The organism is Streptomyces sp. NPDC059567 (genome assembly GCF_042735655.1).
Classification (GTDB): domain Bacteria; phylum Actinomycetota; class Actinomycetes; order Streptomycetales; family Streptomycetaceae; genus Streptomyces.
The window spans coordinates 1-14,363 of record NZ_JBHWBS010000034.1 but is presented as its reverse complement, the minus strand read 5'-3'; the positions used below and the strand labels follow the sequence as shown (position 1 = coordinate 14,363).

General features: G+C 72.6%; 15 protein-coding genes. 7 read left to right on the top strand and 8 right to left on the bottom strand.

What is annotated here, in order from left to right:
- Positions 1 to 140: 140 nt before the first annotated feature.
- Both ACFVZW_RS17455 and ACFVZW_RS17450 read right to left on the bottom strand, forming a co-directional pair.
- Positions 141 to 1,478 (bottom strand): hypothetical protein, encoded by a 1,338-nt coding sequence (locus tag ACFVZW_RS17455; protein ID WP_384522093.1) that lies wholly within the window; start codon positions 1,476 to 1,478, stop codon positions 141 to 143.
- A 102-nt stretch (positions 1,479 to 1,580) separates the two neighbouring features.
- Entirely contained in the window at positions 1,581 to 1,754 is a 174-nt protein-coding gene (locus ACFVZW_RS17450) for a hypothetical protein (RefSeq protein WP_384522092.1), read from the bottom strand.
- 247 nt (positions 1,755 to 2,001) lie between these two features.
- Here ACFVZW_RS17450 and ACFVZW_RS17445 point away from each other — a divergent pair, with 247 nt between their 5' ends.
- Positions 2,002 to 4,047 (top strand): HelD family protein, encoded by a 2,046-nt coding sequence (locus ACFVZW_RS17445; protein WP_384522090.1) that lies wholly within the window; start codon positions 2,002 to 2,004, stop codon positions 4,045 to 4,047.
- Positions 4,048 to 4,086: 39 nt separating this feature from the next.
- Here the strand turns inward: ACFVZW_RS17445 and ACFVZW_RS17440 are convergent, their stop codons facing one another.
- Together ACFVZW_RS17440 and ACFVZW_RS17435 are read right to left on the bottom strand one after the other, a co-directional pair.
- On the bottom strand, positions 4,087 to 4,782 hold the full coding sequence (locus tag ACFVZW_RS17440) for an esterase/lipase family protein (RefSeq protein WP_384522088.1): 696 nt from the start codon (positions 4,780 to 4,782) through the stop codon (positions 4,087 to 4,089).
- Between the two features lie 85 nt (positions 4,783 to 4,867).
- Entirely contained in the window at positions 4,868 to 5,737 is an 870-nt protein-coding gene (locus ACFVZW_RS17435; protein WP_384522086.1) for an aminoglycoside phosphotransferase family protein, read from the bottom strand.
- Between the two features lie 82 nt (positions 5,738 to 5,819).
- Here ACFVZW_RS17435 and ACFVZW_RS17430 point away from each other — a divergent pair, with 82 nt between their 5' ends.
- The gene (locus tag ACFVZW_RS17430) at positions 5,820 to 6,557 is read left to right on the top strand and encodes an SDR family NAD(P)-dependent oxidoreductase (protein WP_384522084.1); all 738 of its coding nucleotides are present in this window, start codon (positions 5,820 to 5,822) and stop codon (positions 6,555 to 6,557) included.
- Positions 6,558 to 6,605: 48 nt separating this feature from the next.
- Here the strand turns inward: ACFVZW_RS17430 and ACFVZW_RS17425 are convergent, their stop codons facing one another.
- The 3 genes from ACFVZW_RS17425 to ACFVZW_RS17415 form a co-directional block, all read right to left on the bottom strand.
- A complete protein-coding gene (locus ACFVZW_RS17425; RefSeq protein ID WP_384522082.1) occupies positions 6,606 to 7,274 on the bottom strand; it encodes a DUF4097 family beta strand repeat-containing protein in 669 nt (222 codons plus the stop codon).
- Between the two features lie 254 nt (positions 7,275 to 7,528).
- Positions 7,529 to 8,218 (bottom strand): copper homeostasis protein CutC, encoded by a 690-nt coding sequence (locus ACFVZW_RS17420; protein ID WP_384522080.1) that lies wholly within the window; start codon positions 8,216 to 8,218, stop codon positions 7,529 to 7,531.
- Positions 8,219 to 8,270: 52 nt separating this feature from the next.
- Complete coding sequence (locus ACFVZW_RS17415) at positions 8,271 to 9,233, bottom strand: hypothetical protein (protein WP_384522078.1); 963 nt, start codon at positions 9,231 to 9,233, stop codon at positions 8,271 to 8,273.
- A 165-nt stretch (positions 9,234 to 9,398) separates the two neighbouring features.
- On the opposite strand from ACFVZW_RS17415, the gene ACFVZW_RS17410 reads away from it, so the two are divergent.
- From ACFVZW_RS17410 to ACFVZW_RS17390, 5 genes are all read left to right on the top strand, one after another.
- Positions 9,399 to 9,683: a cation transporter gene (locus ACFVZW_RS17410; RefSeq protein WP_384522076.1), complete on the top strand. Its 285-nt coding sequence runs from the start codon at positions 9,399 to 9,401 to the stop codon at positions 9,681 to 9,683.
- 245 nt (positions 9,684 to 9,928) lie between these two features.
- Positions 9,929 to 12,199: a heavy metal translocating P-type ATPase gene (locus ACFVZW_RS17405; RefSeq protein WP_384522074.1), complete on the top strand. Its 2,271-nt coding sequence runs from the start codon at positions 9,929 to 9,931 to the stop codon at positions 12,197 to 12,199.
- Between the two features lie 200 nt (positions 12,200 to 12,399).
- Positions 12,400 to 12,825, top strand: coding sequence for a hypothetical protein (locus ACFVZW_RS17400; protein ID WP_384522072.1), 426 nt, complete (start codon positions 12,400 to 12,402; stop codon positions 12,823 to 12,825).
- 29 nt (positions 12,826 to 12,854) lie between these two features.
- Entirely contained in the window at positions 12,855 to 13,160 is a 306-nt protein-coding gene (locus ACFVZW_RS17395; RefSeq protein ID WP_384522070.1) for a hypothetical protein, read from the top strand.
- A 46-nt stretch (positions 13,161 to 13,206) separates the two neighbouring features.
- A complete protein-coding gene (locus ACFVZW_RS17390) occupies positions 13,207 to 13,560 on the top strand; it encodes a VOC family protein (RefSeq protein ID WP_384522068.1) in 354 nt (117 codons plus the stop codon).
- Positions 13,561 to 13,612: 52 nt separating this feature from the next.
- On the opposite strand, the gene ACFVZW_RS17385 is transcribed toward ACFVZW_RS17390, so the two are convergent.
- Positions 13,613 to 14,140: a DUF1062 domain-containing protein gene (locus ACFVZW_RS17385; protein ID WP_384522188.1), complete on the bottom strand. Its 528-nt coding sequence runs from the start codon at positions 14,138 to 14,140 to the stop codon at positions 13,613 to 13,615.
- Positions 14,141 to 14,363: the final 223 nt, after the last annotated feature.

The window sequence follows — 14,363 nt, the reverse complement described above, 5'->3', positions numbered from 1 at the left end:
CACGCGCGCGTGGAGCTCCGTCGCCGCGGCGGCCTCCACCGCGGCGCGCCCCCCCGCCCCGCGACCCCCCCCCGGGGGGCCCCGGCCGCGCCCCCCGCCGCGCCCCCCCCAATCTGTGTGCCGTAGGGCTGGTGCGGCCGTCAGGCGGCCGGGTTCAGGACCAGCTTCGCCTGGTTGTTCGCGACGTTCGGGTCGAACGCGAAGGGCGCGTCGCCGTACGGGGGCTTCAGCGTCACCGCGCCCTTGGCGCCGCGGACGACGGTGTCGATCCGCAGCTCGAAGGGGAACGTCACGGTCTGCTTCTCGGCCACCCACATCGGGAGCCGGCACTCGTACCGCGGAGCACCGGTGCGGACCTCGCTCTCCCACCAGCCGCCGTCCAGGGTGCGGGGCTCGCAGTTCTCCGGGACGGTCGTGACGGTGGCGCCCGCGGGGACGGTCATGTCGACGGCGGCGACGGGGTCGCCGGAGCCGAGGTTGGCGACCCATGCGGGGCCCCGGTTGCGGAACGTCAGCTCGGCCTTCACCGTCTCCCCGGCGGCGCCGCTCACCCGCGCGCCGCGGACCGCGAAGTCCGCCGTGTTCATAGCGCCTATCGAGGCGACGGCGCCGTTGTTCCCAGGCGACACGTCCTCGACGCCGCCGCGGGTCGCCACGCCGATGTCGATGCGCTCGTCGAGCGCGTAGGGGGCGACCTTCGCCAGCAGCGGCGACGGCAGCGTGAAGGAACCGCCCGGCTCGACGACGTCGTCGAAGGCGCAGTCCACCTTGGTGATCGGCTTGATCGCGCCCTCGCCCAGCGGGGTGCTGGTGCACTGCGGGGCGACGGTGCCGATGGAGAGCCCGCGCGTGACGTGGAAGGTGACCTGGACGCCGTTCGCGGGCACGTTGCCGTTGTTGACGACGGAGAAGGGCACGGGCACGGTGCTGCGCGGCTTCACGTCGGTCAGGGGCGCGGGCTGGTCCAGGACGAGGTCGGGGCCGGAGACGACCCGGACGTCGGTCGAGCTCTCGGGCCCGCCGAGAGTCCCGCCCGCGTCCGTCGTGGCCGTCGCCTGGTAGGTGATCCGGCCGTTGGCGCCGGCTTCCGCCCCGGACGCGGCACGGACCGTCAGCTCCACGGTCCCACCGGTCAGCGGCACCTCGGGGAAGGAGCAGACGGCGGTGGCGCCGTTCGGCGCGCAGTTCTCGGGCCAGGTGATCTCGGCGATACCGGTCAGCGCGGAGGCGTCGACGGTGAGGCGGCCGTCGGTCACGCGGTGGTCGGCGTTGTCGTGGTAAAGACCGAGGGCGACGGTGGCGGCAGGGCCCTGCTGACCGTCGAGGCCCTTGGGCAGCGCGAGTTCGTACGGTGCCGCGATCCACAGCATGTCGCTGTCGGCGAGGGCCGGGGCGGCGGCCATCCCGACCGTGACCAGACCCGCTGCGGTGACGGCCGCGCCGAGCCGGGCGAAACGGCCGGCGGAAGGCATTCTCATGATCTCCTCTGTTCCTCTGTGCTCCGTGGGGAGACGGCGGTGCGAAGAGGAGACCGACGGGGGCGGGTGAAAGTTGTACGCCGCGAGGGGGTCTTCGGGCGCTCAGCCTGCCCTTCCCGCGTACTGGGGACGGGGGTTGCGAACGCCCGCCTCCTCCTCGTACACGCCGAGCAGGACGACGTTCACCGCGGCGCCGCCGAAGGCGCGTATCGCGCGTACGGCGAGGGTGAGGCGGCGGGAATGGGGGACACTGGGGGCGAGGGTCGCTGTGGTCATGCATCCATGATGGATTTCGGACATTCCGAACACATCGGCCCGGGGGTGGAACCTGGGTCCCCCTCCGGTCGGATCCCGTCCCCTACGGGTCCCTCCTGCGTCGGTCCTCCGGGAAATCCATTGGCCCGCGACCGAGGCCGGAAGCTACAATCTCCGACTTCCCCGCCTCCCTCCGTGGAGTGCTGCCGCCCGGTCGGAAACCGGCGGCCGCCCGGTCATGTCTGTACGCGCACTCGGAGGCACCGCCATGTCCGCTCAGGACGCCCCTCTCGACCAGCCGGACCCGCTGGCGCGTGAGCGCGCCCATCTCGCCGGCTCCCGCGCCGCGCTGCGCGCGATGCGCGAGGACGCCGAGGCGCTCGACATCAGGGACGTCACCGCGAACTGGGTCAACGCCGTCGTCCTGCAGGCGCAGATCGACGAGCGGATCAAGGCGCTGGCGGACCTCTCCCACACCCCGCTGTTCTTCGGCCGCCTGGACTACCTGCACACCACGCAGGAGGGCCAGCGCTTCTACATCGGCCGACGGCACGTCCACGACGCCCAGGGCGATCCGATGGTGATCGACTGGCGCGCGCCGGTCTCGCAACCGTTCTACCGGGCGTCGAAGAAGGACCCGCAGGACGTCGGGCTGCGGCGCCGGTTCGGCTACACGGGCGGCGAGCTCACCGCGTACGAGGACGAGCACCTCTCCGACCCCGAGGAGCTCGAGCGGACGAGCAGGCTGCTCCAGGCGGAGATCGAGCGGCCGCGCGTGGGTCCGATGCGGGACATCGTCGCCACCATCCAGCCCGAGCAGGACGAGATCGTCCGGTCCGGGCTCTCGGGCACGGTCTGTGTGCAGGGCGGCCCGGGCACCGGCAAGACGGCCGTGGGTCTGCACCGGGTCGCGTACCTCCTCTACGCCCACCGGGAGCGGCTGGCGCGCACCGGCACGCTGGTCATCGGCCCGAACCGGTCCTTCCTGCACTACATCGAGCAGGTCCTGCCCGCGCTGGGCGAGTTGGAGGTCAAGCAGGCGACCGTCGACGACCTCGTCGCCCACGTCGAGGTGCGGGGGACGGACGAGGCGGCGACGGCGGTCGTCAAGGGCGACGCCCGGATGGCGGAGGTGCTGCGGCGCGCGGTGCGCTCGCACGTCACGCTGCCCACCGAGCCGCTGATGGTGGTGCGCGGCTCCCGCCGCTGGCGGGTGCCCGCGTACGAACTGGAGGAGATCGTCCGCGAGTTGCTGGACCGGGACATCCGCTACGGCGCCGCGCACGAGGCGCTCCCGCAGCGCATCGCGCACCTGGTCCTGGTGCGGATGGAGCAGGCGGGCGAGGCTCCGGACGACCGCGTGCAGAACGCGGTGGCGCGCAACGCGGCGGTGAAGGCGGTCGTGAAGGCGGTCTGGCCGGCGGTCGACCCGGCGAAGCTGGTGCTGCGGCTGCTGAGCGACGCCGACTTCCTGGCGGAGCACGCGGAGGGGCTGCTGTCGGCGGACGAGCAGAAGCTGCTGCTGTGGGCGAAGCCCGGGCGCTCGGTGAAGTCGGCGACGTGGTCGGCGGCGGACGCGGTCCTGATCGACGAGGCGAAGGACCTGGTGGAGCGCACGCACTCGCTCGGCCACGTGGTCCTGGACGAGGCGCAGGACCTGTCCCCGATGCAGTACCGCGCCGTCGGCCGCCGCTGCACGACCGGCTCGGCGACGATCCTGGGCGACCTGGCGCAGGGCACGACCCCGTGGGCGACGGAGAGCTGGGCCCAGGCGCTGGGCCACCTGGGGAAGCCGGAGGCCGTGGTGGAGGAGCTGACCGCCGGCTTCCGTGTGCCGCGCGAGGTCATCGCGTACGCGTCCCGGCTGCTGCCGCACATGTCCCCCGGCCTGGCGGCCGTCGAGTCGGTCCGTGAGAACCCGGGCTCGCTGACGGTCCGCGCGGCCGAGGCGACGGAGCTCGACGCGGCGGTGGTGGCGGCCTGCGTCGAGTCCCTCCGGCACGAGGGCTCGATCGGCCTGATCGCCGCCGACGCCCGGATCGCCCCGCTCGCGGAGGCGCTGACGGCGGCGGGGCTCGCGTACCTCTCCCCCGGCGAGGAGACGACGGCCGACTCCCGCCTGACCCTGGTCCCGGCCTCGCTGGCCAAGGGCCTGGAGTACGACTACGTGGTCCTGGACGACCCCGCGGCGGTGGTGGACGGCGAACCGGACGAGCGCACGGGACTTCGACGGCTGTACGTGGCGCTGACGCGTGCGGTCTCGGGCCTGACGATCCTTCACTCCTCACCACTGCCGGAGCAGTTGACTGCCTGAGGCGCCGTCGCGAGCCCGACATGATCGACAAGGCGCCCCCTAGGAGCGGAGGAAGGCGCGGACGCCCTGGGAGACCCCGTCGTCGCCGAGGAGGGCGTTGTGGTCGAGGCAGCCGGCCGCGTTGTTGGTGGCGCCGGTCAGCGGGACGCTGTTGTCGGGGTTGATGACCTCGTCGCAGTTCGACCACCACGTGGCGTAGCGGACGGCGCCCGGGGTCTCGTCCCCCTCGGCGAGCTTCTTCTGGACGTAGGAGTTCGGGGTCATGTCGCGGCAGGCCTGGTCCCAGAGGGCGCAGGCCCATGCGGTGCTGGTGCCGTGGTTGGGGCCGGCCAGCGACACCCAGTGGGCCACGGACGACTGGCCCGCGCCGTCGAACTTCGCGTACCAGCGGGTGACGAGGCTGCCGAAGGAGTGGGCGACGAGGTCGACCCGGCTCGCGCCGGTCTGCCGCTTGACCTGTCCGACGTACGCGGCGAGCTCGCCGGCGATGACCTCGTTGACGGACCGGTGGGTGTCGTAGCCGAAGGAGAACAGCTCGGCGTCCGTGTACCCGTCGGCCTTGAGGTCCTCGCGCAGGCCGCCCCAGACGCCGGGGTCCGCGTTGTAGCCGTGCACGAAGACGACGGGGGTACGGGCTGCGGCCGCGGTCCCCTCCGCGCGTGCGGCCGTGGCCGGGACGAGCAGGGACGCGATGATCGCGAGCAGCGGGACGATTCCGACACGGAGCCTCAACACGCTTCCCCCTACGAGGTGTTACGCACGAGTAGTGAGGGGAATGGTGGGGGCTGCGGGTCGTGATGAACAGCCCCGTGCGCGAACCTCATGCGCCGGATGCGAACTCCGGGAGCGCCTCGGCCCACGAACGGCGGGCGACGGCGGCGAGGACGGGGTTGGTGTCCCGGTAGTAGTGCTCCGTCACCAGGCCCCAGCCCAGCGCCCAGCCCCGGCCGCGCGCCCAGGTCGCGTCGTCGACGCGGGCGGCCTCGCGGAACAGCGGGCGGGTCTCGGGGGTGAGGAGCGTCCAGCCGGCCATCATGTCGCAGGCCGGGTCGCCGGTGCCGACGCCGCCGAAGTCGATGACGGCGCTCAGCCGGCCCTCCCTGGTCAGCAGGTTGCCGGGCAGCAGGTCGCCATGGACCCAGACGGGTTCGCCGTCCCACTGCGGAAGGCGCAGGACCGACTCCCACGCCTCGGCCGCGGCGGCGCCGTCGACCGTGCCGTCGGCGCCGAGCTCGCGGATGGCGCGGTCGATGTAGTCGCCCGTCCACTCGGTGACATGGCCGCCCCGGAAGGACTTCGGGCCACCGGTGGCGTCCACGCCGCGCAGCGCCGCGCCGAAGCGGCCCAACTCCACGGCGGCATGGGGGAGATCGCCGATCGGCACGTCGAACGCGTTGGCGCCGTCGAGCCAGCCGTACACCGACCAGGGCGAGTCGAAGCCCTCCCCCGGCACCCCCTCGCCCAACGGAACCGGCACGGGCAGCGGGAGGTGCGGGGCGAGGTGCGGCAGCCAGCGCTGCTCCTTGACCACGCTCCGGGCGTTGTCGGGGGTCTTCGGCAGCCGGACCACCATCGCGTCGCCGAGCCGGAACATGTCGTTGTCCGTACCGGCCGACGCCACTTGCGCGACGGGCAGCTCCGCCCACTGCGGGAACTGGGCGGCGATGAGTCTGCGCACGAGGTCGGCCATGCCCGGGAGAGTAGCCAGCGTCCTTGATCCCGGCCAGCGGATTACGGTGGGGGCGGCGCGACCGCGAGAAGGGTGGAAGACCATGTCCCGTACGACCGTCGTCACCGGCGGAAGCCGTGGGATCGGCGCGGCGACCTGCGTACGTCTGGCCGCCGAGGGGCACGACCTGGTGCTCGTTTACGTACGTGACGCCGGCGCCGCGGAGGAGACGGCGCGGGCGGTCCGGGCGGCGGGCGCGCGATGTGTCGTGGTGCGGGCGGACACCTCGGTCGAGGCGGACGTGGAACGGCTCTTCGACACGGCCGGGGCCGAACTGGGCCCGGTGACCGGCCTGGTCAACAACGCGGGCGTGACGGGGCCGCTGGGGCGCCTCGCGGACGCGCGGACCGAGGACCTGCGGAGGGTGGTGGAGGTCAACCTCCTGGGCTACCTGCTGTGTTGCCGCCGCGCCGCCCGCGACATGGCCGCGCAGGGCGGCGGGGCGATCGTGAACGTCTCCTCCGCCGCGGCGACGCTCGGCAGCCCTGGCGACTACGTCCACTACGCGGCGACGAAGGCGGCGACCGACGCACTGACCCTGGGTCTCTCGAAGGAGCTGGGCCGGGACGGCATCCGGGTCAACGCGGTCGCCCCGGGCATCGTCGAGACCGACATGCACGCGACGATGGGCGACCCGGATCGCCCGGCGAAGGCGGCCGCCACGATCCCCCTGGGCCGCCCGGGCCGCCCCTCGGAGATCGCGGCGGCGGTGGCGTGGCTGCTGTCCGAGGACGCGTCGTACACGACGGGCACGATCCTGAGGGTGGCGGGTGGGCGCTGACCCGCGGGGGCGCCGTTCGGGCACCCCCGATGCAGCGAACTGCTCCTCCTAGAGGCTGCGGGCGGTGATGTCGCCGTAGGCGGTGGTGGCGTGGATGGTGAGGCCGGGGGTGCCGTCGGTGTTCTTGAGGGCGTTGTGGATCCGGCCGTAGGAGGTGCCGGCGTCCAGGGCGGCGGAGACGCCGCGGGCGGCGCCGATGGAGATGCCGCCGGCCTCGGTGCGCAGGGTGACGGTGCCGGCCGCGGCCTCGGCGACGCGCAGGTCGCCCTTCCGGGTGCGGATCTCCGCGTCGCCGGCCAGGCGGCCGACCGAGACGTCGCCGGCCTGGAGCGTGAGGCGGACGCTTGTGGCCTCGTCGAGCTTGACCGTGCCCCGCGCGGCCTCGAAGGCGACGTCACCCAGCCGCCCGACGCCGCGGAGTTCGGCGTCGGCGCCCTTCGCCTCGACCCGGGAACCGACCGGGAGCTGGACGGTCACCTCGACGTATCCGGAGCCGCCGAGGATCTGGTTCTTCGGCTCCGGACCCTGGACCCGCAGGACACCGTCGGCGTACTCGACCGTCGTCTGCTCCGCGGCCTTCACGTCACGACTCTTGGCGGGGTTCGCGGGCCGGACCTCGACGGTGGCGTCGGACCGGTCGGCGGCGATGAACTGGATCCGCCCGGCAGGGATGTCCAGGACGGCGGTGACGGCGGCGGCGGTGGCGAACTGCTGCATGGTGCTCTCCTCGTTCAGTGGCGGGCGCTCTACCGGCCCGCCGTTTCTGATACTGGAAAGCTACGTTGCGTTCGAAGAGTTGGCAACACGCTCGTTGCGCAGAATCGGCATCGTTGCAGGTAATGGCAGAGAAATCGTTGCAACGGGCGTGGACGTAACGCAACAACCCCCAGGCGTTCGTTGCAATGGATGGATGGAAACGCGCAAGGGGCGCGGGACCATCAGGCCCCGCGCCCCTCCCATGAACACGTGCGCTACGCGTCCAGCGCCTCGCGCCAGATGCGGACCGCCTCCGGGGACACCGGGGCCGTCCAGCCGTTCGGGCGGGCCGCGCCGCCGATGTGGAAGGCGTCGACGCCGGCCTCGCGCAGTTCCGGGAGGTGGTCGAGGCGGAGGCCGCCGCCGACGAGGAGCCGGGGTTCGTAGCCCGGTTCGCCCGCGCGGGCCGCCTCCGCCTTGAGGACGGGCAGGCCGTCGTCGACGCCGGTCGCCGCGCCCGCCGTGAGGTAGGTGTCGAGGCCCGGCAGGTCCGCGAGCTGCTTGCGCAGGGTGTCGCGGTGCGCGGCGCGGTCGATGGCCCGGTGGAAGGTCCAGCGGCAGCCGTCGAGGACGGCGATCAGCCGCTCGACCGCCACCAGGTCCGGATCGCCTTCCGCCGTCAGGAAGCCGAGCACGAACTCGTCCGCGCCCGCGTCCCGGAGGTCGGAGGCTCGGGACACCAGCGCGTCGACGTCGCCGGCCGCGAAGCCGTCGGTGAGTCTGAGCATCACGCGCAGGGGGATGTCCACGGCGGCACGGATCGCCTCGAAGGCGGTCCGTGACGGGGTCAGCCCGTCCGCCGCCATGTCGGTGACCAGTTCGAGGCGGTCCGCCCCGCCGGCCTGGGCGGCGACCGCGTCCTCCGCGTCGAGGGCGATCACCTCAAGGACTGCACGGTTGCTCATCGAGCCCATTCCTCCATGAATGACGGCTACAGGTCTAGTCCAATGACCCAGCCTAGCCGTGCGTGTGGCCTCCCGCATCGTGCGAGGCCTCATCCGCCCCTGCCGTCGCCTGCCCCGCGTGCACCGTGAAGGCCGCCGTCCGCACTTTTCCGCCGTGCCGGAAGTCCAGGAACAGGCGGTACGTCCCCGCGCTCGGCGCCGTCGCCGTGAAGGAGACGTCCGGGCCGGGCCCGCCCTCGTTCGGATGGACGTGCAGGTAGGCGAGGTCTCCGTCGCGCAGGGCGACGAGATGACCGTACGCCCCGAGGTACGGCTCCAGGTCGTCGACCGGCTTGCCGTCCTTGCTGACCGTGAGCTTCAGCTCGCCCGCCTTGCCCGGGTCGAGGGTGCCTCCCAGCGCGACCTGGTAGCCGTCGACGGTCGCGGTCCGCGCGGCGGCCGGCAGCGGCTGGGGCGCGTACGCGCCGGGTACGGACAGGTCCACGCCCAGGGTCACGCCCTTGGCGTTCTTCCCGGCGGGCTTGAAGTCGGCGAAGGCCTTGTAGCCGCCCGCGGCCGGCAGGTCGACCGGCGTGGACCAGGTGCCGTCGGCCGCGCGCACCGGGTGCAGATGGCGGTAGACCGTGAGGTCCCGCGAGGCCACGATGAAGTGCAGCTCCTTGCCGTGCTCGGTGGTGTACGCGGTGACCTTCCTGCCCCCCGCGTCCTTGATCGAGAACGTGAGCACGCTCTTGCCCCGTACCGGCTTCGGCGTCTCCATGGCCAGCGTGTAGCCGCCCTCGGAGACCTGGAGGCCGCCGGCGGCGGGCGCGTTCGCGGCGCCCTCCTCATGGCCGGCGTGACCGTCCCCGCCCTCCGTCTTCGCGCCGTCCGCGTTCGCGGCGGCCGCATGCTCCCCGTGCGCGGCCTTCGCCGGCTCGTCCACGGGGCCGACGCCCGTGCCGACCCCGTACGCGGTCCCGAAGGTCGCGGCGAGCGCGGCGGCGAAGGCGGTGATCTTCACTCCGGTGTTCATGGCAGCTCTCCCGTACGTGAGTAACCGTTCGATACACCCCACCATACCCCTGGGGGGTATCAAGTCAAGCCGGGGAGGAGCTTGCGCGGAATACCACAGGGGGGTATACATGGAACCAGAAGCCGATACCCCCCGAGGGTATATGGCCCTAGCGAGGAGGAAGACATGAGTTCCTGCTGTACTCCTGACGGCAGCTGCTCGACCAGTGCCGGCGCGACGACGACCGCCGTCGCCGACAGCACCGCCACCGTCTACGCCGTGTCGGGCATGACCTGCGGACACTGCAAGACCGCGATCACCACCTCCGTCTCCGCGCTCGACGGCGTCATCTCCGTGGACGTCGACGTCGCCGGCGGCCTGGTGACCGTGACCACCGGCGGCGCGCCCGACGACGCCGCGATCGCCGCCGCCGTCGACGACGCCGGCTACGAACTCACCGGCCGCGCCTGACCGTAGGGCGGACACGCCCTGGCCCCACCCCGGCCGCCGGGGCCCGTCCGTCCATGGGCTCCGGCCCCCCGTCCGCGACATTCGAGGTGCGGCCGCCACGACGGCGAGTGAGCCGAAGGGGCGCGCGGGTGTCGAAAGGGAGAACGCGCGCAGGTGGCGAGGAACGAGCCACCGAGCACGATCGACCGTCGACGCACGCAACAGGCGCCCCGGAGGCGAACCGAGCCCCAAAAGAGAGGTGTTCAGTGACAACGAGCATTCCGGGCGCCGCCCAGGTCGAGCTCGCCATCGGCGGCATGACCTGCGCCTCGTGCGCGGCCCGCATCGAGAAGAAGCTCAACCGCATGGACGGGGTCGAGGCCACCGTCAACTACGCCACCGAGAAGGCGAGGGTCACCTTCGACGCCGCCGCCGACATCTCCGTCGCCGATCTGATCGCCACCGTCGAGGCCACCGGCTACACCGCCGAGGAGCCCACGCCCCCCAAGGCGGCTTCCGGCGGCGAGGACAGGCCCACCGACGAGGAGAAGGCCGACGAGGAGCTGCGGCCGCTCAAGCAGCGGCTCATCACCGCCGTCGCCCTCGCCGTCCCCGTCATCGCGATGGCGATGGTCCCGGCGCTCCAGATCGAGTACTGGCAGTGGCTCAGCCTCACCCTCGCCGCGCCCGTCGTCGTCTACGCCGCCTGGCCCTTCCACAAGGCCGCCTGGACCAACGCCAGGCACGGCGCGGCCACCATGGACACCCTGATTTCGGTCGGCACGATCGCCGCGTTCCTCTGGTCCCTGTGGGCGCTGTTCTTCGGCACCGCCGGTACGCCGGGCATGACCCACCCCTTCGAGTTCACGATCGCCCGCACCGACGGCGCCGGGAACATCTATCTGGAGGCCGCCGCCGGCGTCACCGCCTTCATCCTGGCCGGGCGCTACTTCGAGGCCCGCTCCAAGCGCAAGGCGGGCGCGGCGCTCAAGGCGCTGATGCAGCTGGGCGCCAAGGAGGTCACCGTCCTGCGCGGAGGCCGCGAGGTCACCGTCCCGACGGCCGAACTCCAGGTCGGGATGCGCTTCCTGGTCCGCCCCGGCGAGAAGATCGCCACCGACGGCACCGTCGTCGAGGGCTCCTCCGCCGTCGACGCCTCCATGCTCACCGGCGAGTCCGTGCCGGTCGAGGTCTCCGTCGGCGACTCCGTCACCGGCGCCACCCTGAACGCCGGCGGCCGGCTCGTCGTCGAGGCGACCCGCGTCGGCGCCGACACCCAGCTCGCCAGGATGGCCAAGCTCGTCGAGGACGCCCAGAACGGCAAGGCCGCCGCCCAGCGCCTCGCCGACAAGATCTCGGCCGTCTTCGTCCCCATCGTGATCGCGCTCGCGCTCGGCACGCTCGGCTTCTGGCTCGGCACCGGCTCCGGGCTGACCGCCGCGTTCACCGCGGCCGTCGCCGTACTGATCATCGCCTGCCCCTGCGCCCTGGGCCTCGCGACACCGACCGCACTCATGGTCGGCACCGGCCGCGGCGCCCAGCTCGGCATCCTCATCAAGGGCCCCGAGGTCCTGGAGACGACCCGCAAGGTCGACACCATCGTCCTGGACAAGACCGGCACCGTCACCACCGGCCGGATGACCCTCATCAAGGTCCACACCGCCGAAGGCGTCGACGAGACAGACGTGCTGCGGCTCGCGGGCGCCCTGGAGCACTCCTCCGAGCACCCGATCGCCCAGGCCGTCGCCACCGGCGCCGCCGCCAAGGTCGGTGCGCTCCCCACCCCGGAGGACTTCGCCAACATCCCCGGTCTCGGTGTGCAGGGCGTCGTCGAGGGCCACGCCGTCCTCGTCGGCCGCGAGAAGCTGCTCGAAGAGTGGGCGATGGAGCTGCCCGGCGGTCTCAGGTCCGCCAAGGACGCGGCGGAGAAGGCCGGCAAGACGGCCATCGCGGTCGCCTGGGACGGCAGGGCGCGCGCGGTCCTGGAGGTCGCCGACGCCATCAAGGAGACCAGCCCCGAGGCGATCAAGCGGCTGCGCGCCCTCGGTCTGACACCGATCCTGCTGACCGGTGACAACAAGGCCGTCGCCGAGTCCGTCGCCGCCGAGGTCGGCATCGACGAGGTCATCGCCGAGGTCATGCCGCAGGACAAGGTCGACGTCGTCAAGAAGCTGCAGGCCGAGGGCCGTTCGGTCGCCATGGTCGGCGACGGGGTCAACGACGCCGCCGCGCTCGCCCAGGCCGACCTGGGTCTGGCGATGGGCACCGGCACGGACGCCGCCATCGAGGCCGGCGACCTGACTCTCGTACGGGGGGACCTGCGGGCCGCGGCCGACGCGATCCGGCTCTCCCGCAGGACGCTCGGCACGATCCGCTCCAACCTGTTCTGGGCCTTCGCCTACAACGTGGCCGCCCTGCCGCTCGCCGCGGCGGGGCTGCTCAATCCGATGATCGCGGGGGCCGCGATGGCCTTCTCCTCGGTCTTCGTGGTCGGCAACAGCCTTCGCCTGCGCGGGTTCCAGGCCGCCGACAAGTGACCTGACACAAGGCGGGCGGGCTTCGGCGGGCCGGACGGCGGAGGCGTTCCCGACCGTGCACCTCGACCGACCGCCACCTTCACCGGATGCCCTACCGTGGCCCGGGACGTACCGACAGGGGTACGGGAGAACGGGCTGGGGGGCACGTGACCGACACACAGGTGGTTCGCCGAGGGATTCGGCTCGGAATACGCATCGCCGTGGGGCCCGCCGGGTTCTTCGGGCTGATCTGGCTCGTGTACGCGATCGCGTGGCTCTTCACCGGGATGCGCGGGGACGCCCTCGCGGGCATCCTGCGCGGTGTCGTGGCGGTCGGCGGGACGTTGGCCGTCGGCGTCCTGCTCGGCGCCGCCACCGGCGGCGCCCTCGCCTCGGCGCCCGACCGGCTCACCGCCCGGGCCCCGCTGCGGGGGCTGCTCGCCGGGGCCGTCGCCGGCACGCTGTTCCTGCCCGAGACGCTGGTCGTGGCGTTCGCCACCGACGTCGGCTATCTGCCGACCTTGCTCACCGTGCTCGCCACCCCGGTCGTCGGCGCCGTGGCCGCGGCCCACAGCGGCGACGTCGTGGGCCGGACCCGTCTTCACCCCTGGCTGTGGGTGCCACTCCGGCCGCGGGCGCAGTCGTGAAGCGCCGGTCCCGAACCTACGATGGGGGTATGTCCACGCTCTCCCTCTGGTCGCGTGACTCCGTGCTCTCCATCGGCTCGGTGGGGTCCTGCCTGTCGATCGGCTCGGTCGGCTCGGTGCTCTCCGTCGGATCCGTCGGCTCGGCCCTGTCCGTCGCCTCGGTCGGATCCTGGCTGAGTACGGCCTCCCTGCTGTCCGCGCAGTCCTGCTGGTCGGTCATGTCCTGGCGCTCCCGCTGCGGCGTCATGGCCGCCGGAACGGTGACCGTGATCGCGGTGGCCGCCGCCCTGGCCTCGTCCGGCCCCGGCGGTCGGGCGTCGCGCGGAACGGGGTGAGTTCAACTCCCGGGCCGGGCACGGAACACGCGTGTAAGCTCCGCCGATGACCTTGGAATGGGAACAGGTAATCGTTCACTCGGTGGATCCGGCGGCCCTGGGACGATGGTGGGCCGACGCCCTGGGCTGGGTCGTCGTCCACTCCTCGGACGACGAGTTCGAGATCCGCCCCGAGCCGGACCGCATGCCGGGGCTGGACTTCGTCCGGGTCGAGGCGAACGAGAAGGCGAAGAGCCGCCTGCACCTCGATTTCCGGCCTGATGACCAGGACGCCGAAGTGGCCCGTCTCGTGGCCCACGGCGCACGGCGTGTCGACATCGGCCAGGGCGAGCAGTCGTGGGTCGTTCTGGCCGACCCCGAAGGCAACGAGTTCTGCGTGCTCGGCCCGCGGCGCCCGTGACGTGCGGGCCCCGGGTTCACGGCGACCGTGAGCCCGGGGGCCCGAGAAGCGCTCAGCGCTTCAGTGTGAAGGTGAAGTCGCCGGAGAGCCTGCCGCGCAGGCCGACCGCCGCGACGAGTCTCCCGTCCGAGATCAGTCTCTCGACCTCGGCCCGCGAAAGGCCGCACCCCTCGGCGATCAGCCGCACCGGCCGGACCGGGATCCGGGCGGCGAAGCGGACCGAGACGTCGACGACCTCGCCGTCCGGGTGACCGGACCCGCCGGTGTCGAGGCGCCAGGCGTCGTCCCAGTCGAGTGCGACGCGATTACGGCGCCGCACGACCGGGTCCTGGAGCAACGCGAAGGCCAGGCGCGGGTCGTTGGCATGCAGGCGGTCCAGCAGCTCGGGCCGTACGGAGCGGACGTTCATCCGCTCGAAGACCGTGAGCTTCGCCGTCTCGCCGCAGCCGGTGCAGAGCACGAGGAGCCAGGCGTCGAGGCGTTTGTGGTTGGCGTTGACACGGAATCTGCCGTCGGCCCGGAAGCGCTCGGACGCGCAGGTGGGGCAGCGACGGCGGACGAGTGGCAGGCAGGTGGCCATGACCACCCAGCTGTTGAGCACAGAGGTACACCGGTTCCAGTGAGAAGTCCGCAGCAAAAAGGAGCGCGGCGCGGATGCGCGCCGCGCGACAGATCAGCTCTCGGGAGGTCTCACAGGGTGTACAACGGCATGTCCTTGCCTGGACGACGTGGTTCGGCAGCACGGTAGTGGCGGGCCGGGGGGGGGGGCGGGGCCGCCGGGCGGGGGGGGGGGTGGGGGGGGA

What these genes read in the sequence shown, in the direction of transcription:
- ACFVZW_RS17455 (WP_384522093.1), bottom strand. Translation starts at nt 1,478, where the DNA reads ATGAGAATGCCTTCCGCCGGCCGTTTCGCCCGGCTCGGCGCGGCCGTC.
- ACFVZW_RS17450 (WP_384522092.1), bottom strand. Translation starts at nt 1,754, where the DNA reads ATGACCACAGCGACCCTCGCCCCCAGTGTCCCCCATTCCCGCCGCCTC.
- ACFVZW_RS17445 (WP_384522090.1), top strand. Translation starts at nt 2,002, where the DNA reads ATGTCCGCTCAGGACGCCCCTCTCGACCAGCCGGACCCGCTGGCGCGT.
- ACFVZW_RS17435 (WP_384522086.1), bottom strand. Translation starts at nt 5,737, where the DNA reads ATGGCCGACCTCGTGCGCAGACTCATCGCCGCCCAGTTCCCGCAGTGG.
- ACFVZW_RS17430 (WP_384522084.1), top strand. Translation starts at nt 5,820, where the DNA reads ATGTCCCGTACGACCGTCGTCACCGGCGGAAGCCGTGGGATCGGCGCG.
- ACFVZW_RS17425 (WP_384522082.1), bottom strand. Translation starts at nt 7,274, where the DNA reads ATGCAGCAGTTCGCCACCGCCGCCGCCGTCACCGCCGTCCTGGACATC.
- ACFVZW_RS17420 (WP_384522080.1), bottom strand. Translation starts at nt 8,218, where the DNA reads ATGAGCAACCGTGCAGTCCTTGAGGTGATCGCCCTCGACGCGGAGGAC.
- ACFVZW_RS17415 (WP_384522078.1), bottom strand. Translation starts at nt 9,233, where the DNA reads ATGAACACCGGAGTGAAGATCACCGCCTTCGCCGCCGCGCTCGCCGCG.
- ACFVZW_RS17410 (WP_384522076.1), top strand. Translation starts at nt 9,399, where the DNA reads ATGAGTTCCTGCTGTACTCCTGACGGCAGCTGCTCGACCAGTGCCGGC.
- ACFVZW_RS17395 (WP_384522070.1), top strand. Translation starts at nt 12,855, where the DNA reads ATGTCCACGCTCTCCCTCTGGTCGCGTGACTCCGTGCTCTCCATCGGC.
- ACFVZW_RS17390 (WP_384522068.1), top strand. Translation starts at nt 13,207, where the DNA reads ATGACCTTGGAATGGGAACAGGTAATCGTTCACTCGGTGGATCCGGCG.
- ACFVZW_RS17385 (WP_384522188.1), bottom strand. Translation starts at nt 14,140, where the DNA reads ATGGCCACCTGCCTGCCACTCGTCCGCCGTCGCTGCCCCACCTGCGCG.